The organism is Flavobacterium sp. WC2430 (assembly GCF_040822075.1).
In the GTDB taxonomy this organism is placed as follows: domain Bacteria; phylum Bacteroidota; class Bacteroidia; order Flavobacteriales; family Flavobacteriaceae; genus Flavobacterium.
Map to the genome: position 1 here is coordinate 1665055 of NZ_CP162007.1, position 26148 is coordinate 1691202.

The window sequence follows — 26148 nt, forward strand, 5'->3', positions numbered from 1 at the left end:
ATACAAACAAACAATAGATGCGTATACTGCAAATCATAGATTCGTTAGCCGCAGGAGGAGCGGAACGTATGGCTGTCCATTATGCAAATGCTTTAACTAAAAAAGTGGCATTCTCAGGAATAATAGCGACTAGGCAAGAAGGACCTCTTTTACAGGAACTTAATGAGAATGTGACTTATCTATTTCTAAATAAAAAAGGAAGCTTTGATGTGAAAGCATTATTTCGATTAAAAGCCTTTGTTAATCAGCATAAAATTACCATTATACAGGCGCATAGTACTTCCTTTTTTACCGCATTTCTTTTAAAGTTGGTATCTCCTTCCCTACAATTAATATGGCATGATCATTATGGGGATAGTGAGTTTTTAAACAAACGGCCTAGTAGGATATTAAAAGCGGTGCTTCCTTTTTTTGCAGGAATTATATCGGTAAACCAAAAATTAAAGGGTTGGGCAAATAACCAAATGCATTTTAGTAATGCGCTGTATTTGCCTAATTTTACATCCGAAGCTAAAATGCCTTTAAAAGGGGGAACTATTTTAGAAGGAATCGAAGGCAAGCGAATCGTATGTTTGGCCAATTTGAGGGAACAAAAAAATCATTTTTTTTTAGTAGAGGTGGCAAAAAGATTGAAAATATCACAGCCCAACTGGTCCTTTCATTTAGTAGGAAAAGATAATCAAGATGCTTATTCTAATGTATTAAAAACCAGAATTCTTGAAATGGAGTTAGAAGAATCCGTTTTTATATATGGATCTAGGTCTGATATACCATCTATTTTGAGTCAAAGTACAATTGGAATTCTGAGCTCTCAATCCGAAGGGTTACCAGTAACTTTATTGGAGTATGGTTTGTATAAAAAACCTGTTGTATTGACAGCCGTAGGTGAAATCCCATCAGTTATTCAAAATGGAGTCAATGGGTTTATAGTTCCTGCTCAAGAAGTAGAAGTGTTTTATAATGCTTTATTGCTACTGATCGAAAATGAAAAGTTAAGAATAGAACTGGGAGACTCCCTATATAATACTATTTTAGAAACCTATTCTGAACAAGCCGTTATTACGCCCTATTTGAATTGGGTGCAAACCACAATTTTGAAATGAAAAAAGAAGAATCCTCTTATCTCTATTTAATTTTATTCCATGTCTTTATTGGATTTGTTATTTATTTGGTGCCCTTTACTGCTAAACTATATGGGTATTCTATTTTTATAGTAGGACTTTATTATGTAATCAAAACCCAAAATAGAAACCATGAAGCTTTGCTGGTAGCGGCATATTTAGTAGGTGCTGAGGTACTGTTGCGAATGACTGGAGGGAATATCACCTATGAGTTTTCAAAATATGGAGTAATGATTTTTATTTTTTTGGGAATGTTTTATAGTGGCTTTTCAAAAGGAGCGTCACCTTATTGGGTTTTCTTATTGCTATTGGTTCCTAGCGTTGTACTTTCGACCTTTGTGATTAGCTTCAATACCAATCTTAGGAATACAATTGTATTTAATATCTCAGGTCCTGTTTGTTTGGCTATTGCCTCTTTATATTCCTATAAGCGTAAGATATCCTTAGAAAGGATAAATAAAATCCTTCTTTTTATAGGACTGCCAATTATTTCCTGTACCGTTTATTTGATTTTTTATACTCCCAACATTCAAGATGTTGTTACGGGAACTGCCTCTAATTTTGAAACGTCAGGTGGTTTTGGCCCCAATCAGGTCTCTACTTTTTTGGGTTTGGGGATGTTTATTTTCTTTTCTAGGATTATTTTGGAGTCCCATACCAAATTTATGGTTGTACTAAACTTAGTCATCGTTTTTAATATTAGTTATCGAGGAATGGTTACTTTCTCAAGAGGAGGGATGATTACTGGTTTTTTAATGATTGTTTTATTGTTGCTTTTCTTATATTTTAAATCGAATTATAAAGGAAAAGTAAAGCTCAATTACATCATCATCATTATAGGGGTAGCCATGATGGGGATTTGGGGCTATACTTCCTTTCAGACAGGTGGTTTAATCAATAAACGGTATGCCAATCAGGATGCAGCCGGAAGAGTTAAAAAAAGCCAGTTTACAGGAAGGGAGGATGTGGCTCAAACTGAGATTAATATGTTTTTAAATAATCCTGTTTTTGGAGTAGGAGTGGGGAAAGGAGTCGAAATTCGTGAAGCAGAAACAGGTGTTTTTGTATTGTCCCATGATGAAATTACCCGAATGCTAGCAGAACACGGTTCCTTAGGGATCTTAGGATTGTTGATTTTATTTTTAACACCTTTGGTTCTGTATTTTAATAACAAGTTCAATATGTTTTTATTGTGTTTTGTCGCTTTTTGGTTTTTTACGATTAATCATGCCGCCATGCGAACCGCGGTGCCCGCCTTTGTCTACTCCTTGTCTTTGTTGAATGTGCAAATTGGCGGTGGTAAAAAAGAAAATGAAATTTAGTATTATTATTATTGATTTTTTATTGGTCAGACTACAGCGCTTCATTTTATTTTGCTTTCCTTTTTTTTCTACTGATTAAATCCGATTTCACTCCTTACTCTTGGTGCGTCTACTACATTGCGTCTATCGATTTCGTACTGATCATTATTTAATAGAAGATGAAAAAATATTTGTAAAGCATTTTTGAACATGTTGTTGTTGATAGATTTAATTGTATTTGTAACTATTTTTGAACAAAATCACTAAATTGCAACAATAACCACAAACGACTGTATGTCCAAAAACAAAATTCATTTTGAAATCTCAGAAAGAAAAACAATTCTTTATCTGTTTGATATTGTTTTTGCAGTAACGGCTTTATATTTAGTAGGAAATCTATTCGACTTAGAGTATTTGAAATATTCGGTTGGAAATTTGTATTGGGCTTTGTTCCTAGTCATCTACCTTAATGTTTTTGGAACTATTTTTGAGATGTATAACTTACAGGTATCCAGTAATGAATATCAAATATTAAAAAGCACCTTGCTAACCGTTTCTACCACTGTTCTCGTTTATCTCCTTACTCCCTTTTTTTCACCTGTTTTACCTTCTAATCGATTGCAGATTTTAGTTTTTTATGCCGTTATTTTTCTTACTTTAATTCTTTGGCGGTTGTTTTACGTTAAGTTTTTGGCGTCCAATCGATTTCTTCAAAATGCGGTACTTATTTGCGATAAAGATCAAGTAGAAGAGTTAATCCTAGGATTGGAAAACATTGATCCTCATTATAAAATAGTAGCGTATGTTAGTGCCGATACCTTAGTGAATGACGACTTTGAGCAGCATCATTATGTACAACATATAAAAAGAGATGACTTGGCATCATTTGTTAAATTAAATGGTATTTCGGAAATTGTCATCGCGTCAAAAAATACACAAGGAATTACATCTGAATTATACCTTCAATTGCTCGCTCTTCTAGAGTCAGGTAAAGTTATTAGAGAATATACACAGGTTTATGAGAGTAAAACATATCGGATTCCTGTGCAATATATGGCAAGAGATTTTTATCGTTTTTTTCCATTTAGCAGGAGCAATCATAATAAATTATATCTGTCTGTTGTAAGAGCGTTTGAGATTGGAATTTCTTTAATTGGATTAGCCATTGGTGTTGTTTTTATTCCATTTATACTCGTGGGAAATGCTTTAGCCAATCAAGGAAAATTATTTTATACTCAAGAAAGAATAGGTAAAGATGGTCAAGTATTTGCCATATTGAAATTTCGAACGATGGTGAAAAATGCGGAATCCAACGGAGCCGTTTTTGCGACTACTAATGATGTTCGAATTACTCGTTTTGGAAAATTTTTAAGGAAAACAAGAATAGATGAACTGCCCCAGTTTGTCAATATCTTAAAAGGGGAGATGGCAGTTATTGGTCCCCGTCCTGAGCGTCCTCATTTTGTAAAGGAAATCGCTGCAATCATGCCTTTTTATGAAACTAGACATGTCATAAAGCCTGGTCTTACAGGTTGGGCTCAGGTGAATTATGCTTATGGTGAAACGATTGACGATAGTTTGATTAAGCTACAGTATGACCTTTACTATATAAAACACCGTAGCTTTTATTTGGATTTGAATATTACGCTTAAAACGATAACTACCGTTTTATTTTATAGAGGACAATAGTGTTTTTCGATGGCCGATGATCGATGTTCGATGATCGAAGTTCGATATTCGTTGACCGAAGTTCGTTGTTCGATGCTCGATTTACATTGTTCGTAAACCAATTTTCGCTTCACGATGGCCGTAAAATGGTTAGCAATAATTGATGTTCGTTGACCGATGTTCGAAGTTCGATATTCGATTTACGTTATTCGTAAACCAATTTTCGCTTCACGATGGCCGTAAAATGGTTAACAATAATTGATGTTCGTTGTTCGATTTTCGATTTTCGTTGACCGAAACTCGTTGACCGATATAGGAAGAACGGAAAACAGTTAACGGTTAACGATAATCGATGTTCGTTTGTTTTGTATAACCAATCTTATTACTATTACTCCCGTTGTTACTATCAAAGGCATAACAATCATCAGGTGTGCTTTGTTTATTAGTATAAGGAGGTAAATCGCTAAAGAAAATAGGTTGAAAAAAGCTAAGCTTAAAATTCCTTTTCGGTTGTTTTTAAAATAAAAATAAGCAAGTGCTAATAATGTAGGGTTGAATAAGAGAATATTATAGTTGTAACCTAATTCATGATGAGAGGAATAAAACCCTATAAAAATAAAGAATAATCCCAATATTCCCATCGTTAAAAAAAAGAATTGATTTATTCCTTTTTTATTGATTAAAATAATGAGACCAAGAAGTAGTAAGTACGTATATGTATTATTCCACCATGAGTTTTCCTGTATTTCATTTGATTCCAAAAGAATTTTGCTTTCATTAGCGAGAAGGTGATTTTGAAAACGAATTGTTTTTAAGCTTTTGAGTAGCTCTAGAGGTAAAAATATTTTCGTGCCCAACTCGTCTACTTTTTTTCCAAAAATGATGCTCGTTCCTAGTTTCTCATAAAAGTGATATTCAAAATAGGGGTAAAGAATTGTTCTGTATGTAATATCTGTATCTGTGTTTTTTACAACTGCAGTAGTGTCTAGTGTTTTATTAATCACGTCCACCACCATCGAGGTACAGTTTTTGTCAATAAATTTATAGGTATAATGACTTTCGCCAGATGCTAATGACGTATTTAAATTATCAAATAATCTTTGTTTTAGTACTAGTGAAATATTTAATTCCTGTTCGTAAACGGCTCTTTTTTCATATCTGTATTCATTCATGAAATCATTGAAAGAATGAGTGACTGCAAAATACTGTAAGTCTCCTTTGACAAATTTAGGTACGAAATTAGGTGTGTTAAAGTCAAAAGCGCCATAATTATAAACGATATCAATAAAATTGGGAGCATCTGTAATTCGGATGGCAGTATGTCCAAAAAGGGAGTAGGATTCATTACCCGTCCCACAGGTCAAAACACTGACTTTTGCATTTTCGGATAAAATAGCAGTCTGCCCAAAAGTAGCGTTTATAGTGCTTAGAAAAGTGAAGGTTAAAATTATTTTTTTTAAAATTGATGCTTTCATTTTTTTAAATTGTATCGAAGTAAAAATTAGTTTCTAAAAAGAGATAAGTCCACTTTTAGTGAAAAAATATTGGAATATAAAGCGGCACTTTGATTTCCTAAATCGGTTAAGGCATAATCTACTTGAATTCCCTTATACTTAAATCCGAGTCCTATATTGGGTTGAAATCCTACTTTTTTAGTATTGTCCAATTGTTGGATGTTTTGAAAATTACCTACGCCAGCCCGTAAAAAAACTAAGTCTAAGTAGCCAAATTCGAAACCTAAGGCAGGATCAATACTAACAAAATCATTCGAAAAAATATCGTTTGTCTTTGAAAAGCGCATATTTAAATTGGCTGCAGCCAAAAGACTATAGTCATACCGAATGATGAATTTTTTTGAAAGACCCAATTGTGCTTTTGGGGCCGTAATCTCTGTACTTTCTGGGAGATCTTGATTTTGACCAGGAACTGCATCTGCAATTTTTTGGTATTCCTTCTCGTCAATATTCCATACGTTATATGTGGTTGTGATATCACGTACCATTAATCCCAATTTCCAGTCATTTTTTTCATATTGTAACCCAATATCAAAACCAAATCCCCAAGAATCAGCAAATTTGCCAATGATGCGTCGAATAATTTTAGCATTTACTCCATATTGAAATCCTTGAACGGGCAATTTTCGAGCATAAGAAAAAGTAAATCCATAGTCGGCTGTGGAAAAAAGACTGATGCGATTGTAGTCAATATTACCCTGGCTATCTATTAATTCAGTTGTATTTAAAATATCATCAACGCCAAAACGGATTAAGGAAACACCCCAAGCGCTGCGGTCATCTATTGGACTCGCATATGCTATATAATCATATTGTGCAATATTGGCAAAATAATTGGCATGCATTAATCCAATTTGATTGTCTTTTAAACTGATTAGTCCAGCAGGATTCCAATAGGTAGCGTTAACGTCATCGGTTGATGCTACAGCCGTGTTCGCCATGCCTAAGGCAGCAGCATCAACGCCGATATTCATAAACTCATTGGAATATTTTCTAACAGTTTGTCCGTAATTTAGGGAACAAGCTAAAAGAAGAAGAATAAATTGATATTTTTTGAATCTTTTTATTTTTAACAAAACGGATGCTTGTTTAAATTTCATCAAAAATATAATTTTTTAGCGAGCTTATTTCTCTCATTGCTTAAATAAATGATAAAGTCGAAAAGGCTGTTAACAATCTCTTTTAAAAACTAACGCTGCATTCACTTATTATAGTAAATTTGTCCCCTTAGATTATAAAATACAATTACAATGAATATTAAGAAACACATTCCAAACAGTATTACTTTGCTAAACCTATTCTGTGGCTGTATTGCTATGGTCTTAGTGTCTGAAAAGGATTTTGAAATGGCTTTTTATATGGTTTGCCTTGGAATCTTCTTTGATTTTTTTGATGGTTTTTTTGCTCGATTATTTAAAGTGTCCGGTCCTTTGGGTTTGCAATTGGATTCATTAGCGGATATGGTAACTAGTGGCGTTGTGCCGGGGTATATTATGTATTTTTTACTGACTAATAGCCAACATGAAATTTCATCTAATCCATGGATGCCTTTCTTGGGGTTTATTATCACCTTAGGATCCTGTTATCGATTGGCGGTATTTAATTTGGACACCCGTCAGACGAATTCTTTTATTGGTTTGCCAACTCCTGCGAATGCCTTGTTTATTCTAAGTTTGCCTCTAGTATTAAAATATTCAGATTCATTATTTGTTCTTGAGTTTCTGACTAATCAATGGGTTTTATTGGCTATTACACTTTTTAGTGCTTCTATTTTGAATGCCGAGATTCCTTTATTTTCTTTAAAAATTAAAAAATTCAATCTTAAAGACAATGCACTTCAAATTGTCTTTTTGTTTCTTTCTTTTTTTTTATTGATTTTCTTTCAGTATTTAGGAATTCCCTTAATTATCATTGGTTATGTTTTATTATCTGTAGTGAGTAACATCTTTAAGTTAGATGAGAAAAAAAATCGTTAGACAAAGAAAAACAACTGTAATTCGTAAGTACAAGAAGCGTTCTTCCATTTTTTCTGGACGACTTTTTCGATTTTTAATTGGGCTATTTATTATACTTTTTGTTTTTACAATTGCCTATCATTATCGAGATGGTTTGGCCTATTATTTTAGCTTTAAATCGAATCATGCGTCACAATTAGAAGCAGAGGAAAAGCGAATTTCTGATGTTCGGAATTATCAGGTGTTAGAAAAAAAAGAAAACAAAGTTGTAGGTATTGATGTTTCCGAATATCAGGGTGACATCAATTGGGAAAAGATGGATTCTTTGGAAAATAAATATCCAATTCATTTTATTTTTATTAGAGCAACCGTTGGAAATGACCGTTTGGATAAAGGATTTGAAGACAATTGGCTTGGTGCCAAAAAAAACAAATTCATTAGAGGTGCCTATCACTATTATCGACCTAACGAGAACTCTCTGGAACAGGCCGCTTTATTTATAAAAACGGTTTCCTTGAAAAAAGGTGATTTGCCTCCTGTTTTGGATATTGAAAAATTACCAAAAAATCAATCGTTGGAACGTTTGAAAATTGGATTAAGACGCTGGTTGATAGTAGTTGAGCAGCATTATAAGGTAAAGCCAATTATTTATACTGGCGAAAAATACTATGAAGATTTTTTAAAAGAAGAGTTTGGGGATTACCTTTTTTGGATTGCTAATTATAATTTTTACAGGGAAGAAATAGATGCTAACTGGTTGTTTTGGCAATTTACGGAGAAAGCTTCAATTAAGGGAATAAAAGGGAATGTCGATGTTAATATTTACAATGGTGATATACAGCAGTTGCGGTTTATTACTGTTGAGTAGTGTTCAGTGATCAGTATCGCAGTGATCAGTGTTTAAGTTTAAAGTATTTAGCGTTTATTGCTGAATAGTTATTAGAAAATTATCAATAGTAAGTACTGTCTTAGGATTGTACACCAAATTTTTCGGGATTTAAAATCATGTAATTAATTAGTTTCCCAACTTCATTACTTTCATTTGATAATTCAGTATAAACACTTTTATCTATATAATTACATTTAAGTGAAAACTCCAACCAGACTTGTGTTTCTGAGTTTTCAGCATCAGCATCCGTTAATTTACTATGAAAATGTCTAGGATATACTCTTTTTCTATACGCTTCTAGAAGAACGTCTCATTTGGTCCGTCAATGAATACATTTCTTCTTTGGGAAATAGTTTTGTGATTTCAAAAAATTTCATGGCTAATGAAAATGATTTCTGATACGCTAATAGGTCTTGGAATTTCATGTCAACTGTTTTGTTTACTGAACACTGAACCCTTTTTTTAAAACTCAATTTTCTTTTTACGTAATTCAAAATTCTGGCCTAAATAGACCCTACGTACCATTTCGTCTTCTACTAATTCTTCTGGAATACCCGCTTTTAAGATGCCACCTTCAAACATCAAATAGGTTTTATCAGTAATAGCTAATGTTTCTTGAACATTGTGATCGGTAATTAAAATTCCGATATTTTTATTTTTTAACTGGGCTACAATTCTCTGAATATCTTCTACGGCAACGGGGTCAACTCCAGCAAAAGGTTCGTCAAGTAAAATAAACTTAGGGTCGGTTGCTAAACAACGCGCAATTTCAGTACGGCGACGTTCTCCTCCCGACAGTAAATCTCCTCGATTGGTACGAATGTGCTCTAAGCTGAATTCGGCAATCAAGCTTTCCATTTTGGCTTCTTGTTGTTCTTTTGAAAGTGTAGTCAATTGTAACACACTTAATATATTATCTTCAATGCTTAGTTTTCTAAAAACCGATGCTTCTTGAGCTAAATACCCAATTCCTTGTTGTGCTCGTTTGTACATGGGGTAATCCGTAATATTCAAGTCGTCCAAATAAATATTACCTGAATTGGGCTTTACTAAACCAACAATCATATAAAAGGATGTTGTTTTTCCAGCTCCATTGGGTCCTAATAAACCTACGATTTCGCCTTGATTTACTTCGACCGAAATGCCTTTTACAACACTTCTTCCTTTGTATGTTTTTACTAAATTTTCGGCTCTTAAAATCATATTGATTTGTTTATTTGTTTAATCGGTGATTTGTTTAATCGTACAAATAAACGAATAAACGAATCAATATATAAATCTGTTAACAGTTATTTAGACTCTTCTTCCAATGCTTCCCAAAATTCATACGCTCTACGTAGATGAGGGACAACGATAGTTCCACCAACTAATGTCGCAATTCCCATTGCTTCCATCATTTCTTCTTTGGTTACCCCTTCTTTATAACTGGTTTCTAAATGGTATTTTACACAATCGTCACAACGTAAAACAGCCGAAGCAACAAGACCTAAGAGTTCTTTGGTTTTTACATTAAGAGCACCCGCCGCATAGGCATTGGTATCTAAGTTGAATATTCGCTTTACAATTTTATTATTGTCAGCCAGTAATTTTTCGTTCATTCTAGAACGGTATTCATTGAATTCTTCTATTATAGCAGCCATTTTATTCTTTTTTATTTTTAACAACAAATACTGAAATCCAGATACTTGCTTCGTAGATTAATAACATCGGGATAGCAACAATAGTTTGACTCACCACATCAGGAGGCGTAACAATGGCCGCGATGATTAGTACCAATACGATTGCATATTTTCTATATGTTCTTAAAAAAGTAGGAGTTACAAGTCCTAACTTGGTTAAGAAATATATAATTATAGGTAATTCGAAAAATAAACCACTAGCCAATACGGATGTTTTAACCATTCCAATATAAGAATCTAGTGTAAATTGATTTTTCACGACATCACTCACAGTAAAGGTTGCAACAAAATTTACTGACATAGGGATCACAACAAAATATCCAAAAAGCACTCCTAGAAAGAAAAGTAAAGAAGAGAAGAAGATGAATATTTTAGCATTTTTCTTTTCATTTGTATAAAGTGCTGGACTGATAAATTTCCATATTTCCCATAGTATATAGGGGAAACTTAAAATAAATCCCGCAAGTATACAAATCCATATGAACACATTCACTTGCCCTTCCATTTCTGTGTTCTGAATGATAAAAGGCATTTCGGTAATGCAAATACTATCTGCAAAACCTATAGAATGCGATAATTCACAGAAAAAAGTATAGGTAAAAAAGGTAGGTCTTGTTGGACCAAATATTACAACATCAAAGAGATAGTCACTTATGAAATAAGTTACTATGGCCATGATAATAATTGCTATTGTACTTCTTACTAATAACCATCTTAAATCTTCAAGATGATCTAAAAACGACATTTCGTTTTGGTTTTTCTTTGCCATTATATTATTCCTTCTTTTAAAATGTCGTGTAAATGTAAAACTCCTTTGTATTCTTCATGATCTACCACAACCAATTGTGTTATTGAGAAGTCTTCCAAAATATTGAATGCGTCTACTACCATATCGTTTGATTGAATTAATTTAGGGTTTTTTGTCATAATATCTTTTGCAGTCAAATCAGCAAATGTATCTCTTTCATTCAACATTCTACGTATGTCACCGTCAGTGATTATTCCAATTACTTTATCATTCTCTACTACGGCAGTTACTCCAAGTCGCTTCTCTGAAATTTCAAAAATAACTTTTTTTATTGGAGTATCAGGACTAACCATCGGTTTTAGTGTATGTTCGAGCATGTCTTTTACTTTAAGTAATAATTTTTTACCTAATGCACCACCAGGATGGTATTTAGCAAAATCTTCTGCTTTAAAGTCACGTATTTCCATGAGGCATACTGCCATAGCATCTCCCATCACTAATTGTGCAGTTGTACTACTAGTAGGAGCCAAGTTGATAGGGCAAGCTTCCGTTTCTACTGTTGTATTTAGAATAAAGTCAGATCCTTTGGCAAGAAATGAGGTTGTATTACCAGTAATAGCAATTAAAGTATTGCCAAAACGTTTTAATAAAGGGACAAGTACTTTTATTTCTGGACTATTTCCACTTTTGGAGATGCAAATAATGATATCATCATTTTGTACCATTCCTAAGTCGCCATGTATTGCTTCTGCAGCATGAAGGAACATTGATGGTGTACCAGTTGAATTAAAAGTAGCCACCATTTTTTGAGCTATGATGGCACTTTTTCCTATTCCTGTTACGATCAATCTTCCTTTAGAATTGTAGATTGCTTGTGTGGCGTCTGAAAAATTGTCGTCTAAATAATCAGTTAATTTTGTAATTGCTTTACTCTCAGCTAAGATGGTTTTTTTGGCGGTTGCCAATATATTTTCTTTAGATATCAAAACAGAATGTTTAAAATTTGTAAGTGTAAAAGAAATTAGTATCTTTATGTAATGCAAATTTATACAAAATACCACATAATACCATACAATAAAGAATGAATTCAAACGAAATTGACATCCATAAAGAATTAAAGAAATATTTTGGCTTCAGCCAATTTAAGGGACTACAAGAACAGGTGATAAAAAGTTTGCTTAGCAAAGAAAATACATTTGTTATAATGCCAACAGGTGGCGGAAAATCACTCTGTTATCAACTGCCCGCTTTAACACAAGAAGGAACAGCAATTGTTGTTTCGCCTTTGATCGCTTTAATGAAAAACCAAGTGGATGCCATTAGAAGTTTGTCTTCGGAAGCTGGTATTGCCCATGTTTTAAATTCTTCCCTTACGAAAACAGAGATTGCACAAGTTAAAAAAGATATTACATCTGGATTAACAAAATTATTATATGTAGCTCCAGAATCCTTGACTAAAGAAGAAAATGTAAATTTTCTTAAAAGTGTAACGGTTTCATTTGTTGCTATTGATGAAGCCCATTGTATCTCAGAGTGGGGACATGACTTTAGACCAGAATATAGAAATCTAAAAAATATTATAAAGCAGTTGGGTGATATTCCTGTGATAGGACTTACCGCTACTGCTACTCCAAAAGTCCAAGAAGACATTCTTAAAAACTTGGACATGTGCGATGCTAAAACTTTTAAAGCTTCTTTCAACAGACCTAATTTATATTACGAAGTACGCACAAAAACAAAAAATATCGAATCGGATATCATTCGGTTTATAAAACAACATAAAGGAAAATCGGGAATTATTTATTGCTTAAGCCGTAAAAAAGTAGAAGCTATTGCCGAAGTTTTGCAAGTAAACGGTATAAGTGCTGTTCCCTATCATGCTGGATTGGATGCCAAAACCCGTGCGAAACACCAAGATATGTTCCTTATGGAAGATGTTGATGTAGTGGTTGCAACAATCGCTTTTGGAATGGGAATTGATAAACCCGATGTTCGATTTGTCATTCATCACGATATTCCTAAGTCACTGGAGAGTTATTATCAAGAAACGGGACGTGCTGGTCGTGATGGAGGTGAAGGTCATTGTTTAGCTTACTATTCTTATAAGGATGTAGAAAAACTCGAAAAATTCATGTCGGGTAAGCCGGTTGCTGAACAAGAAATTGGATTCGCTTTATTGCAAGAAGTAGTGGCTTATGCTGAAACTTCCATGTCAAGAAGGAAATTTTTACTTCATTATTTTGGTGAAGAGTTCGACAGTGAAACAGGAGAAGGAGCCGATATGGATGACAATGTCAGAAATCCGAAGGTTAAAATTGAAGCCCAAGATCAAGTAGTGAAACTACTGGAAATAGTAAGAGATACCAAACATTTATACAAGTCCAAAGAGATTGTTTTTACTTTAATTGGAAGAGTGAATGCTGTGATTAAGGCTCATAGAACTGATGTTCAGCCTTTTTTTGGAACTGGAATTGCTTTTGACGAAAAATATTGGATGGCTTTATTGAGGCAAGTTCTTGTTGCTGGATATTTGACTAAAGATATTGAGACGTATGGTATTGTGAAAATAACCGAAAAAGGTTTGGGTTTTATAAAAAATCCAAGCTCTTTCATGATGTCCGAAGATCATGAATACAATGAATCAGTTGATGAGGCTATTGTAACGGCTTCAAAATCAACTGGTGCTGTTGACGAGGTTTTAATGGGAATGTTGAAAGACTTAAGAAAAAAAGTAGCTAAGAAAATTGGGGTTCCTCCATTTGTAGTTTTTCAAGATCCCTCGCTAGAAGATATGGCTTTGAAATATCCAATTTCTCTAAATGAATTGATTAATATTCATGGAGTTGGTGAAGGTAAAGCTAAGAAATACGGTGCTGATTTTATCGAACTAATCAATCGATATGTGGCTGATAATGAAATTATTCGCCCTGATGATTTAGTTGTTAAATCTACAGGAGTAAATTCAGCTAATAAATTGTATATCATTCAAAATATTGATAGAAAATTATCGCTAGATGATATTGCTAAGGCTAAAGGATTAACAATGGACCTGCTTATAAAGGAGATGGAACAAATTGTCTATTCAGGAACGAAGCTAAATATTAAATATTGGGTTGATGATATGCTTGATGAAGAGCAGCAAGAAGAAATTCATGATTATTTTATGGAATCAGAATCTGACAATATAGAAGGTGCCTTGAAAGAATTTGAAGGGGACTATGATATTGATGAGTTGCGCTTGATGCGCATCAAATTTATTAGCGAAGTAGCTAATTAAAATAAGCGTGCAGTAATCAGTTTTTAGTGTTCAGTTGTTTAAAGCTCATCACTAAAAGCTGACTATTGGATACTAAAACAACTCAGCGCGATGCGGTTTTAAACCATCACGAACTTGTGTCATATGTTCATCCGTTACTACCATAAAAGCAATGGCGTGCATTTCATTACGGATTTCGAAGCCAGTTATATTCAAAGGTAATTTTTCAATTGCAATATATTCTTTAAGATGTATTTCATGATGTTCCGCCGTTTTTGAAGCGGCAGGCCCACGAAAATCCCATATCATTTTTATTTTTCTAGACATTATTTTTAAGGTTCAAAGTTTCAAAGTAGCAAAGGTACAGCTCTATTTTGAAAATGGACTTTATAATAATCAACTAATTCCACTTCAAAATACTATTTTTGCAAATGTTTTTGTTTTTCGAAAAAATGAAACAGTAATGCAATGATTAAAAAAGATAAAATGCCTCAAGAACTCCTTTTACAAGTAACCCCAGAAATCGCTGCGAATGAATCGTTGCTAAAAGACCATTTATCGAAACAAATTAAAGTTTCTGTTAATGAAATTCAGCATGTTGTTATTTTAAAACGTTCTATTGATGCACGTCAAAAAGCAATAAAGATTAACTTGAAAGTGGCTGTTTATTTGAAAGGGGAACCTTTTCAGGAATTAAAATTGGAACTTCCTTATTATCCAAATGTTGCCAGCGCACAAGAAGTGTTAGTGGTGGGAGCAGGTCCTGCAGGTCTTTTTGCGGCTTTGCAATTAATAGAGTTGGGCTTGAAGCCAATCGTAATCGAACGTGGAAAAGAGGTTCGTGGTCGTCGTCGTGATTTGAAAGCGATTAATGTAGACCACATTGTAAATGAAGATTCTAATTATTGTTTTGGAGAAGGCGGAGCTGGGACTTATTCAGATGGAAAATTATATACCCGTTCTAAAAAGCGTGGTGATGTAACCCGAATTTTAGAATTGTTAGTCGCTTATGGTGCTACACCAGATATTTTAGTAGAGGCACATCCACATATTGGAACTAATAAATTGCCACAAATTATTCAAGATATTCGAGAGAAAATTATTGAATGTGGTGGTCAGGTTTTATTTGAAACCAGAGTTACTGATATTTTGGTTAAGAATAATGAAGTGGAAGGAATAGTAACTCAAAATGGAGATACAATTTTGGCTAATAAATTAATTTTGGCCACGGGGCATTCCGCTCGTGATATTTATGAACTATTAGATAGAAAAAAAATATTTATTGAGGCAAAACCTTTTGCCTTGGGCGTAAGAGCGGAACATCCACAATCTTTAATTGATAGCATTCAATACAGTTGTGATTATCGTGGGGCACTTTTACCACCTGCACCTTATAGTATTGTGAAGCAGGTAGGAGGTAGAGGAATGTATTCTTTTTGTATGTGTCCGGGAGGTGTAATTGCACCTTGTGCTACTAGTCCTGGTGAGGTGGTGACCAATGGTTGGTCTCCATCAAAAAGAGATCAAGCAACTGCCAATTCAGGGATTGTCATCGAATTAAAATTAGAAGATTTCAAACCTTTTGCTCAATTTGGCGCTTTGGCTGGAATGGAATTTCAAAAAAGCATTGAGCAGAAAGCTTGGCATCTTGCAGGTGAAACCCAAAAAGTACCGGCACAACGCATGATTGATTTTACACAAAATAAAGTATCATCTGATATTCCAAAAACATCTTATGTACCAGGAACGACATCGGTAGAAATGGGGCAGGTTTTCCCAGGCTTCTTAACTCAAATATTAAGAGAAGGTTTTTCTGAATTTGGGAAATCCATGCGTGGGTATTTAACAAATGAAGCTATTTTACATGCTCCTGAATCAAGAACATCATCTCCTGTTCGTATTCCTAGAGATCCTATTTCCTATGAACACCTTCAAATAAAAGGATTGTATCCTTGCGGAGAAGGAGCAGGTTATGCGGGCGGAATAATATCAGCTGCCATTGACGGGGAGAAATGTGCTTTGATGATTGGGGAAAGTCTGCATAAAAAAACCTCGAATTAGTAATAAGTCGAGGTTTGTTCTAAAATTAGTAGTATTCTGTTTTTAAGGAACAAGAATTATTTTTCCAGTACTTTTTCTGCTTTCTAAATAATCGTGTGCTTTTTTTCCTTCAGAAAGTTTAAAAACGGTTGGTTTGGCAATTGTAATTTGGTCCTTACTAATCCAGTTAAACAATTGATGTGCTCTCTTAATTCGTTCTTCTTTTGAGGTTAAATAACTCCATAAGTCACCACCTGTAAGTGTTTTGGAGGTATCCATTAGCATTCTTGGATTGATAAAATCAGGATCTCCGCCAGCCATTCCAAAGAATACAACTTGTCCACAATTTTTAGTTACTTCAAAACTATCGCTTAACGTACTGCCTACACTGTCATAAACCACATCGACTCCGTTTGGATAAAAGGAGAGCACCTGCTCTTTCCAGTCTTCGGTATATAAGAATGCTTTGTCTGCTCCATTTTTTAAGGAAACAGTCGCTTTTTCACTTGATGAGGTTAACCCAATAACTGTTGCACCCAAAAGTTTGCTTATTTGAGTTAGAAATTGTCCCACTCCTCCCGCAGAAGCATGAATTAATACTGTTTCGTCTTTTTGAGTTTTATGACTGTCCGTTGCTAAGTAATGCGCTGTTAGGCCTTGTAAAAGTACAGTTGCAGCGGTTTCAAAAGAAATAGATTCTGGTAAAGGAATGACGTGGTCAAGAGGTACAGCTACTAATTCGGCATTCGCATACGGTACGTCAGCAAATGCGATTCGGTCTCCAATTTTAAAATGAGTACTTCCGTTTGCGTCTACTACAACTCCTGCTCCTTCGTATCCTGCGATAAACGGAGGGTTTCCTACAAGATGATAATTGCCTTTTCTTCGGTAAACATCTGCGAAGTTTACTCCTATAGCACGCATTTCCACAAGAATCTCCTCTTCTTTTAATGTAGGGCTAGGGATATCTATATATTCAAGAACATCTGAAGTGCCAAATGTTGAAAAAGTTAATGCTTTCATTTTTTATTTTTTTGTACTGCAAAGAACGGAAATAGAATTCTAGAATTCTATTTCCGTTCTTAAAAGGTTTTTATAAAAATAAAAGGATATTATTTTTTGTAATTAGCTTTGATTGAAGATGTGTTTGTTGATTTTATTGAATAATACTATTTCGTCAATAGGTTTAGAAATATAATCATTCATGCCCACTGCTTTGCATTTTTCGACATCAGCAGTAGTGACATCAGCAGTTAAGGCAATAATTGGTATTTTAGATTTTAGTATTTCTCTAATATGAGTTGTAGCTTCAAATCCGTTCATTTCTGGCATTTGTAAATCCATCAAAACAATATCGTACGTATTGTTTTGAAGTTTTTCAACTGCGATTTTGCCATTATCTGCGACTTCAATTTCATATCCGAAATCCAATAGTATTATTTTTAGTAAAAGTTGATTCAAGATCATGTCTTCTACCACTAAGACTTTTATTTTATTAGTTATCGCCTCTTCAAATTTAATAACTGGGATTGGAATAATTTCTTCTATTAGTTCTTCTTTGATTTCAATAGATTTTTCAAAGTTCATAATAAACCCAAAAGTTGAACCTTTACCTTCTTGACTATGGGCGATAATTGATCCTCCTTGTAACTCTACCAGTTGTTTCACAATAGCAAGACCTAAACCTGTACCTCCATAAGAAGTACTAGTGCCTTTAGTTGCTTGTTCAAAATTATTAAAAATATGTGCTAGTCTATCTTGTGGTACTCCAATTCCAGTATCTGTTATTAAGAATTCAAGAGTAACTTTTTCGGTACCTTCATCTACTAGTTTGATACTTACAGTTATTTTTCCTTTTGAAGTAAATTTTATCGCATTACTCATTAGATTTAAAATAACCTGACGTAAACGCATCGGATCACCAATCAAAACTTTAGGAATTGCAGAGTCGCATTTATAGATCAATTCTAAATTTTTTTCCTTCATTTTTTGTTCAAAAAGAAGAAGAATAGTTGAAGTAGACTTGGATAATTTAAAAGGAACATGGTCAAAGATCATCTTGCCTGCATCTACTTTAGCAATGTCTAAGATGTCATTAATTAAAACAAGTAGAGCATCACCAGATTCTTTAATGGCATTGATGTATTCTTTTTGGGATTTGTCTAAAGGGGTCTTTAGTACTACATTAGTAAACCCGATAATAGCATTCATGGGTGTTCTTATCTCATGACTCATATTTGACAAAAATTGCTGTTTTGATTTTACCGCTTCTTCTGCAATTTTTGTTTTTAAATCTGCATTAATTTTTGATTCAATTAGTTCGTTTTTTGCTAAAACTTGAGTAGTCACATCATAGGCAATTATAGTAACTCCTGATATTGTTTCGTCGGCTTCATAATAAGGTTGGTAAACAAAATTAAAATAGGCGTCTTTTATAATTCCATTATGCGTTATAGGGGCAAGAAGTTCGTTTCCGTAAAAAGGATTACCTGTTTTAAAAACGTTTTCGAGCAATAAAGGAAAGGCCTTGTCTATAAGTTCAGGTAAAATATCATTGAATCTTTTGCCTTCTACATTTTGTCCTTTTCCCCACATTTCTTTGATACTGTCGTTGGCTAAGGTGACTACCATATCTTTCCCTTTTAATATTGCTATTGCAAATGGGGATTGGAGCACCATCATATTAAATCGTTTATTACTGTCTTCAATCTCCTTAGATGCCTGCTTTTGTACCTCAAGTAATTTTTCGAATTCTTTTTTTTCTTTAGCTTGAAGTTTAATGGAGAGTCGTCTTACTTCAGAAACATCTTGTATGGCTAATAGAATTATTTTTTCATCATGAATTTTTTGAAAAATATAATTCGCGCTAAGTATAATTGTTTTTTCTCCAAGAGAGGAAAAATCATGCGTTATTTCTACATTATGAAAGTCTTTACCGCTGGCAAGCATAGTAGTTAGAAGATTCCGAAATTCTGGAAAATCCCATTGTTTGTTATTTACTTCAAACAATGAAACTCCTTCGGTTTTTTCTTTATCGATAGTGTATTTTTGGCAAAATGATTTACTGGCAGATTTAATTTTAAGATCTTGCGTAAGAACCAGCATCGGTTCCATAATAGTCCCGATGATTTCTTCGGAAAACTCATACGATTCAGCAAGTAGATTTAAGCTTTTTTTTAATTTTTTATTGTTTGAAACGAGTTTCTTTTTTTTAGTTACATCTTCAACAATAATCATTATGAGCGTAACATTGTTTTTGGAATCAAGAATTGGGGAGTTTATTGTTTTCCAGTAGCGTTCTTCAAAATGACTGCCTTCTTCAGTAGGTATTTGGATGTCATATTTTATAAAGTCGACTGTGTTAGCTATTTTTTTCTGTAATACGCTATTTAAGGATGTTCTTAAATGAGTTATGGACTCAGGATTTTCTTCATTTGGGTTTTCAGGAAATATATCAAAAATATTTTGATCTATAATTTTCTCCCTTTCGGTCATAGTAGCTTTTAGAAAACTATCCGTCACAGTTACTATATTGAAATTAAGATCCAGTACGATAGATAGAGATGGTAATTGCCTATATAGATCTATGTAATCATTACTATTCATATATTAAAGAATTTAATTTTTGTGTTTTTATACTTTAAAAAAGGTATTGCTATTAAAATCTAATTTATGAATTCCTGTATGCTAATTTTGGTTCAAATATACACAAAAAAGCGTTTCATAAAATTTTGATTTTGACCTTGCAAATTTCATTCCAAAAAAATAATGTTTTGTGGTAATTATTGGAATAGAATAAAAACAAATTCTTTAATTGAAGTTATAATGATGCCTTTTTTAAAGCATAAAAAAAACCGAAAATCTCTTTTCGGTTTTGATAATTAATGTTGTTTATTTTTCAGTTTATCTTTAAATAACTTCTCAAATTTTTCAATTTTGGGCTGAATCACCATTCGACAATAGGGCTGGTTTTTATTATTGGCATAATAATCTTGATGGTAATCTTCGGCTTTATAAAAAGTGGTAAGCGGTTCTACAGCAGTAACAATTGGACTGTTATAAATTTTAGCATTGCTCAGTTCGTTAATGATATTTTGAGCTGCAAGTCGTTGTTCTTCATTTTTATAGAAAATGACTGAACGGTATTGAGTACCTACATCAGCCCCTTGACGGTTCAGCGTAGTGGGGTCATGAACAGTAAAGTAAACTTGAAATATTTCATTCAAATTTGTTACTGTTTTGTCATAAGTGATTTGTACCACTTCAACATAACCTGTTCTTCCTGTTGAAACATCTTCGTAACTAGGATTTGCATTTTTCCCACCTGAAAATCCAGATACTGCCGATTTTACTCCGTTTAGATTTTCGTAAACAGCTTCCACGCACCAATAACAGCCACCACCAAGTGTAATAGTTTCAAGGTTGTTTTTATTAGATGGTTTTTCCTCTATTATTTTTGTTTCTTTTTTTTGTCCACAGGCACTTAGTGTGGCCAAAACGCAAATTAAAAATATTTTTTTCATGTTATTTAGTATCAGGGATAAAGTCAAGAGCGATAGAATTCATACAGTATCTTTTGTGAGTAGGAGCAGGTCCATCATCAAATAGGTGTCCAAGGTGTCCTCCACATCGACCGCATAGTGCTTCAATTCGTTCCATGCCTAAAGAGTTATCTGTTTTATAGATTACACTTTTTTTATTGTCTTGTTCAAAGAAACTTGGCCATCCGCAACTACTTGCGAATTTGGCACTAGAGCGGAATAATTTATTACCGCAAGCGGCACAATAATACGTTCCTTTTTCGTCAGAGTTCCAATATTTTCCTGTAAATGGTCTTTCAGTGTCAGCATGTCTTGTTACAGCATATACATCATCCGAAAGTACTTTTTTCCATTCAGCATCCGTTAGGTCTAATTTTGTTGTGTCAGTATTGGAATAATAAGGGTTTTCTGGCTTACTGATTTTATTTTCCATAGTTGTTGATTTTTCTATTTTGTTTTGTTTTTTTCCTGTTTGTCCACAAGCCGTGATTACAAACAATGGAAGAAAGAATAAAAGGCTAAAAAAAGATTTTGTTTTCATAGGTAAATAATATTAAATATTTATAGTACAAATTTAAGCAGCTGTTTTAAGAAGTAATGTCGTGTACTTTACAATTTAACAGCTAATTATATAAGTTTTAACTAATGATAGTTACGTATTTAAAGTGTTTTTGGTTTTTAATAGGAAATGTTTACAAGCCAAGTCTCATGTTTATTAAATGTTTTTTGAAGCCCACTTTTTCATAGGCTTTAATGGCTGAAGGATTGTCATGATATACATCTAAGCGAAGCTCAACAAAATCCTGAGTACGACACCATTCTTTTAATGATTCAATAATTTTAGCATTGACTCCTTTTCCCCTATAGTCAGCATGGGTAAACATAAATCCTAAATAGGCATAATCTATATGGTTCAAATACGGTTTTGCAGTTTCTATTCGTGCGTAACCTGAACCTACAATTATGGAGTCAATCGTAGCAACCAAAACTTCAACTTCGGGTGCTGCAATCATTTTTTCTATATCGTAATAATGAATTTTTTCCTTTTTTAATGTTGGATCGTACGGACGTTCCGCTTCAATAATTCCTTGTTCGAATTCAAGAAGTGTTGTAAGGTCGCTTAAAAGTGCTTTTCGTATGTGTATAGAATTCATTGTAATGTAGCGTTAAGATTATCAAAAGTACTAAAGTTTATTGACGTGGACGGTATCAATAGAGTAGTGAAATACGCTATTTTATTTGCTCATGAAGAAAATGAAAGAGAACGTTAAAGCCTGTTTTTTTCTGTATCTTTTTTGTATTTTTGTGATGCTAAAAATAAATATGATAGAAGAAAACGTAATATTAGTAAATACTGACGATGTACAAATTGGATTGATGCCAAAATTAGAGGCGCATGAAAAGGCTTTGTTGCATCGTGCCTTTTCTGTTTTTGTTTTAAACAGTAAAAATGAATTAATGTTGCAACAGCGGGCACACCATAAATACCATTCTCCTTTGTTATGGACTAATACTTGTTGTAGTCATCAAAGGGAAGGGGAGACTAATGTCCAAGCTGGAAGTCGCAGGTTATTTGAAGAAATGGGTTTTAAAACAGAGCTTAAAGAATTATTTCACTTTATCTATAAAGCTCCTTTTGATAACGGATTGACGGAACATGAATTGGATCATGTGATGATCGGCTATTATAATGAAAGTCCAGAAATAAATACTGAAGAAGTTGAATCTTGGAAATGGATGAGTATCGATGCTGTTCAAGAGGATATGCAGTTGCATCCAGAAATTTATACCGTTTGGTTTAAAATTATTTTTGACGAGTTTTATCATTTTCTAGAAGATCATAAAGTATAGAAGGTAAGTTTTGAGCCTTTGAATTAAAAAAAAATACACGATAATAATATGAAAGTTACTATAAGTAGAAAAGCGCATTTTAATGCAGCTCATAGGTTGTATCGGAAGGATTGGACATTTGAAAAAAATGATGCGGTTTTCGGAAAATGTAATAATCCCAACTTTCATGGACATAATTATGATTTGACTGTAAGTGTTACTGGTGCAATTGATCAAGAGACCGGTTTTGTAATGGATGTGAAAATTTTGGCTGACATTATTCATGAAGAAGTCGAAAGTCAATTTGATCATAAAAACCTGAATTTAGATGTTCCTGAATTTGAAAACTTAAATCCCACTGCTGAAAATATTGTGGTTGTTATTTGGAATAAAATCCGAAAAAGAATTAAACAAGAGTTTGATTTAGAAGTAGTGCTTTATGAAACAGCTCGAAATTTTGTAACCTATAAAGGAGAATAATGGCATTACAAGTGGGAGATAAAATTCCGAGTTTTAAAGCAAAAAATACAGATGGGGAAGATTTTGATAGTGTAACTATTGTTGGAAAAAAACCAGTTGTTATTTATTTTTATCCAAAAGACAATACTTCTATTTGTACAGCACAAGCTTGCAGTTTTAGAGATCAATACGAAGCATTTACGGATTTAGGTGCTGAGGTAATTGGTGTCAGCAGTGATAGTGTTGCTTCGCATAAAGATTTTGCAAAAGAACATCAGTTGCCTTTTGTTTTATTATCCGACAGTGATAAAAAAATCAGAACTCTTTTTGGTGTTCCTTCTGCTTTATTTGGGTTGCTCCCTGGCAGAGTTACTTATGTAGTTGATAAAAAAGGGGTTGTTCAGCTGATTTTTAACAGTATAAAAGGGCAAAATCATATCGTAAAAGCATTAGAGTCTATAAAAAAATTAGTATCATAAAAGAACAAAATAGTATTAGATATAATTTACTTAAAGAGTGAATTTTGTCGTTTAAAAACGGAAGAAAAATGAATAAAATGGTATACCCTTTACAATTTGACCCTATATTGAAAGATAGAATATGGGGAGGTGAAAAATTAAAAACGATACTTAATAAGCCTATTGAGTCAAAAATTACTGGGGAGAGTTGGGAATTATCCACAGTGGAAGGTGATGTTAGTGTAATTGCTAATGGAGAATTTAAGGGAAAATCTTTAACAGAAGTAATTGAAGAGTTACCAAATGAAATACTAGGAACTGAAGTTCATAAACGTTTTGGAAAACAATTTCCATTACTTTTTAAATATTTAGATGCACGTGAAGATTTGTCTATTCAGGTGCACCCTAATGATGAGTTAGCAAAAAAACGTCACAATTCTTTTGGAAAAACGGAGATGTGGTACATCATGCAAGCGGATCCAGATTCAAGAATAATTGTTGGTTTTAAAGAAAAGTCAAATGCAAATGAGTATTTAGAGCATCTTAAAAATAAAACATTGTTGTCCATTCTTGATGATGTTGAAGTAAAAGAGGGAGATGTATTTTTTCTTGAGACAGGAACGGTTCACGCTATTGGAGCAGGATTAGTAGTTGCGGAGATTCAGCAAACCTCAGATATTACGTATCGTATTTACGATTTTGACCGAGTAGATGCTCAAGGGAATACTAGAGAATTGCATATTGATTTGGCTTTAGAAGCTATTAACTATGATAAAGTGGAAGCATATAGATCCTACAAAAAGGATGAAAATGTATCAAACACGATAGTTAATTGTCCTTATTTTACAACTAATTTTATTCCGTTAGAAGATACTGTAACTGTTTCTAAAACAGGAAATAGTTTTACAGTATATATGTGTGTAGATGGAGAATTTGAGTTAGAATATGATATGAATATTTACACATATAAAAAAGGAGATACTGTTTTGATTCCAGCTGCAATGGATTATTATGTTATCACCGGAAAAGCTTCTATTTTAGAAATTTACATTTCATAGTAAGTTATAGAAAGATTATGTGTACTTTTGCAGACGCAAATTAAAATTAAAGAAAAATGGCAAACGTTAAAAATTTAAAAAAAGACATCAACTACGTTTTAGGAGATATAATTGAAGCAGTTTATTTGTTTGAGATTTCAACTACTGGAAAACCAACAACAGAAACTAATGATTTAATTGATGAAGCTATCGCTGCTTTTGACGTTTTAATCACTAAAGTGAACGCTAAAAAAGTGGAAAATAAAAAAGCACACTTCAAACAAATCAATGTTGAATTGGAACAAACTGCAAATCAATTGATTGCTAAAATCAACGAATTGTAGTCGAAAAAAACGATAAAAAAGTGCAGATTTATTTTGGAGAAATCGAATTCATATGTATATTTGCACCCGTAATGAGACGCCAGCGTAGCTCAGTTGGCTAGAGCAGCTGATTTGTAATCAGCAGGTCGTGGGTTCGAGTCCCTCCGCCGGCTCATTGTAAAACCATCTAACTTTGTTAGGTGGTTTTTTTATGATTTCTAATTAAAACCGTCTATTTTGGTCGCTATAAAATAATTTATATTTTATTGTTATTTTGTTTGGAGATTTGGAATTCATCATTATATTTGCACCCGAGAAATGAGACGCCAGCGTAGCTCAGTTGGCTAGAGCAGCTGATTTGTAATCAGCAGGTCGTGGGTTCGAGTCCCTCCGCCGGCTCATCGTAAAACCATCTAACTTTTGTTAGGTGGTTTTTTTATTTTAAAATGAAACTCATATTATTATCAAATAAAATTATGGTGTCTTAGTTGAAAATGCAATACAAAAAAAAACGCCTCGTTTTAGCGAGACGTTTTTTTTTGTATTCAACTGAAAATTCAATTCCTTTATTTCTGAGCTTTAATTGAAGTAACGTATTCCGTTAGTTTCTTTCCATAAAGCGATTGTGCCACTTTAGGAGTCATAGATTTCTGGATTGTATCTAGATATTTAATATTGATGTCATAGATCTCTGATAAGGCAATATAAGGAGCTACTTCATGGTCTTTGTTGTTTATGGCAAAATTAGTAGCGTACAAGTACTTTCTTTTGATGTTTGAATCTTGTTTCGCACTTAGGCTATCGATTGCAATTGCATTTTTACTTTTTATTGCATTGAATTTTTGTTCAATCAAAGTAAGGTTTTCATCTTTAAATCTAGAATTGATCTTTTTGTATTCATCCAATAATTCTTGATTTTTAGATCCAGTAATTTTGGCGTCAGAAATATAAGAGTCAAGAGTAGTTTCAATATTTATATTCCCTGGTTCAGCAAAAAATAATATATTATTGTCCAATGAATTCGTTACTCCTCTGTCTAGAAATAAATAAAGCATTTCTGGTGATTTTAAATCGATATCACTTGTAAATGTAGAGCTACCATTAATTGTTATGGTGTCTATAGCAACAAGGGAAGAGTCAACTACTCTCTGAATGTATAAAGTTCCACTTTTAAGGCCTTTAATGTTTCCTGTGATGTGTACGTTTTCTTTGGATTCGTTTTTATTGCATGACACTAAAAGAACTAGTGAAAAGAATGCAAGAATTGTTTTTTTCATTGGTTATCTATTTTGGTGCAAAATAAAGAAAATTGTTGGAAAGTGGAAGAAT

Annotated in this window: 25 protein-coding genes, 2 tRNA genes and 1 pseudogene; 14 read left to right on the forward strand and 14 right to left on the reverse strand. The window is 33.3% G+C overall.

Annotation, left to right across the window (positions count from 1 at the left end; all coding sequences use genetic code 11):
• The first annotated feature begins 17 nt into the window (after nt 1–17).
• The 3 genes from AB3G36_RS07240 (at nt 18) to AB3G36_RS07250 (ending at nt 4111) form a co-directional block, all read left to right on the forward strand.
• Complete coding sequence (locus AB3G36_RS07240; RefSeq protein ID WP_367757423.1) at nt 18–1103, forward strand: glycosyltransferase; 1086 nt, start codon at nt 18–20, stop codon at nt 1101–1103.
• Nucleotides 1100–2443 carry an O-antigen ligase family protein gene (locus tag AB3G36_RS07245; protein ID WP_367757425.1) on the forward strand — a complete coding sequence of 448 codons (1344 nt, stop codon included), beginning with the start codon at nt 1100–1102 and terminating at the stop codon, nt 2441–2443. Before AB3G36_RS07240 ends, AB3G36_RS07245 begins: the two co-directional genes overlap by 4 nt.
• Nucleotides 2444–2716: 273 nt before the next feature.
• Nucleotides 2717–4111 carry a sugar transferase gene (locus tag AB3G36_RS07250; RefSeq protein ID WP_367757427.1) on the forward strand — a complete coding sequence of 465 codons (1395 nt, stop codon included), beginning with the start codon at nt 2717–2719 and terminating at the stop codon, nt 4109–4111.
• Between the two features lie 311 nt (nt 4112–4422).
• Here the strand turns inward: AB3G36_RS07250 and AB3G36_RS07255 are convergent, their stop codons facing one another.
• Together AB3G36_RS07255 and AB3G36_RS07260 are read right to left on the reverse strand one after the other, a co-directional pair.
• Entirely contained in the window at nt 4423–5565 is a 1143-nt protein-coding gene (locus tag AB3G36_RS07255) for a DUF4105 domain-containing protein (protein WP_367757429.1), read from the reverse strand.
• A gap of 26 nt (nt 5566–5591) precedes the next feature.
• Nucleotides 5592–6578: a PorV/PorQ family protein gene (locus AB3G36_RS07260; RefSeq protein ID WP_367757907.1), complete on the reverse strand. Its 987-nt coding sequence runs from the start codon at nt 6576–6578 to the stop codon at nt 5592–5594.
• 276 nt (nt 6579–6854) lie between these two features.
• On the opposite strand from AB3G36_RS07260, the gene AB3G36_RS07265 reads away from it, so the two are divergent.
• Both AB3G36_RS07265 and AB3G36_RS07270 read left to right on the forward strand, forming a co-directional pair.
• Nucleotides 6855–7580 (forward strand): phosphatidylcholine/phosphatidylserine synthase, encoded by a 726-nt coding sequence (locus AB3G36_RS07265; RefSeq protein ID WP_367757431.1) that lies wholly within the window; start codon nt 6855–6857, stop codon nt 7578–7580.
• Entirely contained in the window at nt 7561–8427 is an 867-nt protein-coding gene (locus AB3G36_RS07270; RefSeq protein WP_367757433.1) for a glycoside hydrolase family 25 protein, read from the forward strand. Before AB3G36_RS07265 ends, AB3G36_RS07270 begins: the two co-directional genes overlap by 20 nt.
• A gap of 100 nt (nt 8428–8527) precedes the next feature.
• Here the strand turns inward: AB3G36_RS07270 and AB3G36_RS07275 are convergent.
• The 5 genes and pseudogenes from AB3G36_RS07275 to AB3G36_RS07295 form a co-directional block, all read right to left on the reverse strand.
• Nucleotides 8528–8873: pseudogene (locus AB3G36_RS07275) on the reverse strand (four helix bundle protein).
• A gap of 37 nt (nt 8874–8910) precedes the next feature.
• Nucleotides 8911–9651, reverse strand: a complete 741-nt coding sequence (lptB, locus tag AB3G36_RS07280) for an LPS export ABC transporter ATP-binding protein (RefSeq protein WP_367757434.1) — start codon at nt 9649–9651, stop codon at nt 8911–8913.
• Between the two features lie 86 nt (nt 9652–9737).
• Nucleotides 9738–10088: a carboxymuconolactone decarboxylase family protein gene (locus tag AB3G36_RS07285; RefSeq protein ID WP_367757436.1), complete on the reverse strand. Its 351-nt coding sequence runs from the start codon at nt 10086–10088 to the stop codon at nt 9738–9740.
• Between the two features lies 1 nt (nt 10089).
• Nucleotides 10090–10896: a twin-arginine translocase subunit TatC gene (gene tatC / locus AB3G36_RS07290; RefSeq protein ID WP_367757438.1), complete on the reverse strand. Its 807-nt coding sequence runs from the start codon at nt 10894–10896 to the stop codon at nt 10090–10092.
• Nucleotides 10896–11861 (reverse strand): SIS domain-containing protein, encoded by a 966-nt coding sequence (locus tag AB3G36_RS07295; RefSeq protein WP_367757440.1) that lies wholly within the window; start codon nt 11859–11861, stop codon nt 10896–10898. Before AB3G36_RS07295 ends, tatC begins: the two co-directional genes overlap by 1 nt.
• Nucleotides 11862–11956: 95 nt before the next feature.
• Between AB3G36_RS07295 and AB3G36_RS07300 the strand changes: the two genes are divergently transcribed.
• The gene (locus tag AB3G36_RS07300; RefSeq protein WP_367757442.1) at nt 11957–14152 is read left to right on the forward strand and encodes a RecQ family ATP-dependent DNA helicase; all 2196 of its coding nucleotides are present in this window, start codon (nt 11957–11959) and stop codon (nt 14150–14152) included.
• A 72-nt stretch (nt 14153–14224) separates the two neighbouring features.
• On the opposite strand, the gene AB3G36_RS07305 is transcribed toward AB3G36_RS07300, so the two are convergent.
• Nucleotides 14225–14458: a hypothetical protein gene (locus tag AB3G36_RS07305; RefSeq protein WP_367757443.1), complete on the reverse strand. Its 234-nt coding sequence runs from the start codon at nt 14456–14458 to the stop codon at nt 14225–14227.
• A 159-nt stretch (nt 14459–14617) separates the two neighbouring features.
• Between AB3G36_RS07305 and AB3G36_RS07310 the strand changes: the two genes are divergently transcribed.
• A complete protein-coding gene (locus tag AB3G36_RS07310) occupies nt 14618–16192 on the forward strand; it encodes an NAD(P)/FAD-dependent oxidoreductase (protein ID WP_367757909.1) in 1575 nt (524 codons plus the stop codon).
• 42 nt (nt 16193–16234) lie between these two features.
• On the opposite strand, the gene AB3G36_RS07315 is transcribed toward AB3G36_RS07310, so the two are convergent.
• From AB3G36_RS07315 to AB3G36_RS07335, 5 genes are all read right to left on the reverse strand, one after another.
• Entirely contained in the window at nt 16235–17194 is a 960-nt protein-coding gene (locus AB3G36_RS07315; protein ID WP_367757444.1) for a quinone oxidoreductase, read from the reverse strand.
• Nucleotides 17195–17296: 102 nt separating this feature from the next.
• The gene (locus tag AB3G36_RS07320) at nt 17297–19777 is read right to left on the reverse strand and encodes an ATP-binding protein (protein ID WP_367757445.1); all 2481 of its coding nucleotides are present in this window, start codon (nt 19775–19777) and stop codon (nt 17297–17299) included.
• 275 nt (nt 19778–20052) lie between these two features.
• Nucleotides 20053–20694, reverse strand: coding sequence for a peptide-methionine (S)-S-oxide reductase MsrA (gene msrA, locus AB3G36_RS07325; protein ID WP_367757447.1), 642 nt, complete (start codon nt 20692–20694; stop codon nt 20053–20055).
• A gap of 1 nt (nt 20695) precedes the next feature.
• A complete protein-coding gene (msrB, locus tag AB3G36_RS07330) occupies nt 20696–21253 on the reverse strand; it encodes a peptide-methionine (R)-S-oxide reductase MsrB (protein ID WP_367757449.1) in 558 nt (185 codons plus the stop codon).
• A gap of 151 nt (nt 21254–21404) precedes the next feature.
• Nucleotides 21405–21866 carry a GNAT family N-acetyltransferase gene (locus AB3G36_RS07335; protein WP_367757451.1) on the reverse strand — a complete coding sequence of 154 codons (462 nt, stop codon included), beginning with the start codon at nt 21864–21866 and terminating at the stop codon, nt 21405–21407.
• A gap of 169 nt (nt 21867–22035) precedes the next feature.
• Here AB3G36_RS07335 and idi point away from each other — a divergent pair, with 169 nt between their 5' ends.
• The 7 genes from idi to AB3G36_RS07370 all read left to right on the forward strand — a co-directional run bounded on the left by idi (nt 22036) and on the right by AB3G36_RS07370 (nt 25218).
• The gene (gene idi / locus AB3G36_RS07340) at nt 22036–22563 is read left to right on the forward strand and encodes an isopentenyl-diphosphate Delta-isomerase (RefSeq protein ID WP_367757453.1); all 528 of its coding nucleotides are present in this window, start codon (nt 22036–22038) and stop codon (nt 22561–22563) included.
• Nucleotides 22564–22611: 48 nt separating this feature from the next.
• Entirely contained in the window at nt 22612–23022 is a 411-nt protein-coding gene (locus AB3G36_RS07345) for a 6-pyruvoyl tetrahydropterin synthase family protein (protein ID WP_367757455.1), read from the forward strand.
• On the forward strand, nt 23022–23480 hold the full coding sequence (locus tag AB3G36_RS07350; RefSeq protein WP_367757457.1) for a peroxiredoxin: 459 nt from the start codon (nt 23022–23024) through the stop codon (nt 23478–23480). The genes AB3G36_RS07345 and AB3G36_RS07350 overlap by 1 nt, the downstream gene beginning before the upstream one ends.
• A 68-nt stretch (nt 23481–23548) precedes the next feature.
• The gene (locus AB3G36_RS07355; protein ID WP_367757458.1) at nt 23549–24517 is read left to right on the forward strand and encodes a type I phosphomannose isomerase catalytic subunit; all 969 of its coding nucleotides are present in this window, start codon (nt 23549–23551) and stop codon (nt 24515–24517) included.
• 56 nt (nt 24518–24573) lie between these two features.
• Nucleotides 24574–24840, forward strand: a complete 267-nt coding sequence (locus AB3G36_RS07360) for a hypothetical protein (RefSeq protein ID WP_187017304.1) — start codon at nt 24574–24576, stop codon at nt 24838–24840.
• Between the two features lie 78 nt (nt 24841–24918).
• Nucleotides 24919–24992, forward strand: a tRNA-Thr gene (locus AB3G36_RS07365).
• A 152-nt stretch (nt 24993–25144) separates the two neighbouring features.
• A tRNA-Thr gene (locus tag AB3G36_RS07370) sits at nt 25145–25218 on the forward strand.
• Nucleotides 25219–25385: 167 nt separating this feature from the next.
• Here AB3G36_RS07370 and AB3G36_RS07375 read toward each other — a convergent pair.
• Nucleotides 25386–26096, reverse strand: a complete 711-nt coding sequence (locus AB3G36_RS07375; protein WP_367757460.1) for a DUF4369 domain-containing protein — start codon at nt 26094–26096, stop codon at nt 25386–25388.
• Nucleotides 26097–26148: the final 52 nt, after the last annotated feature.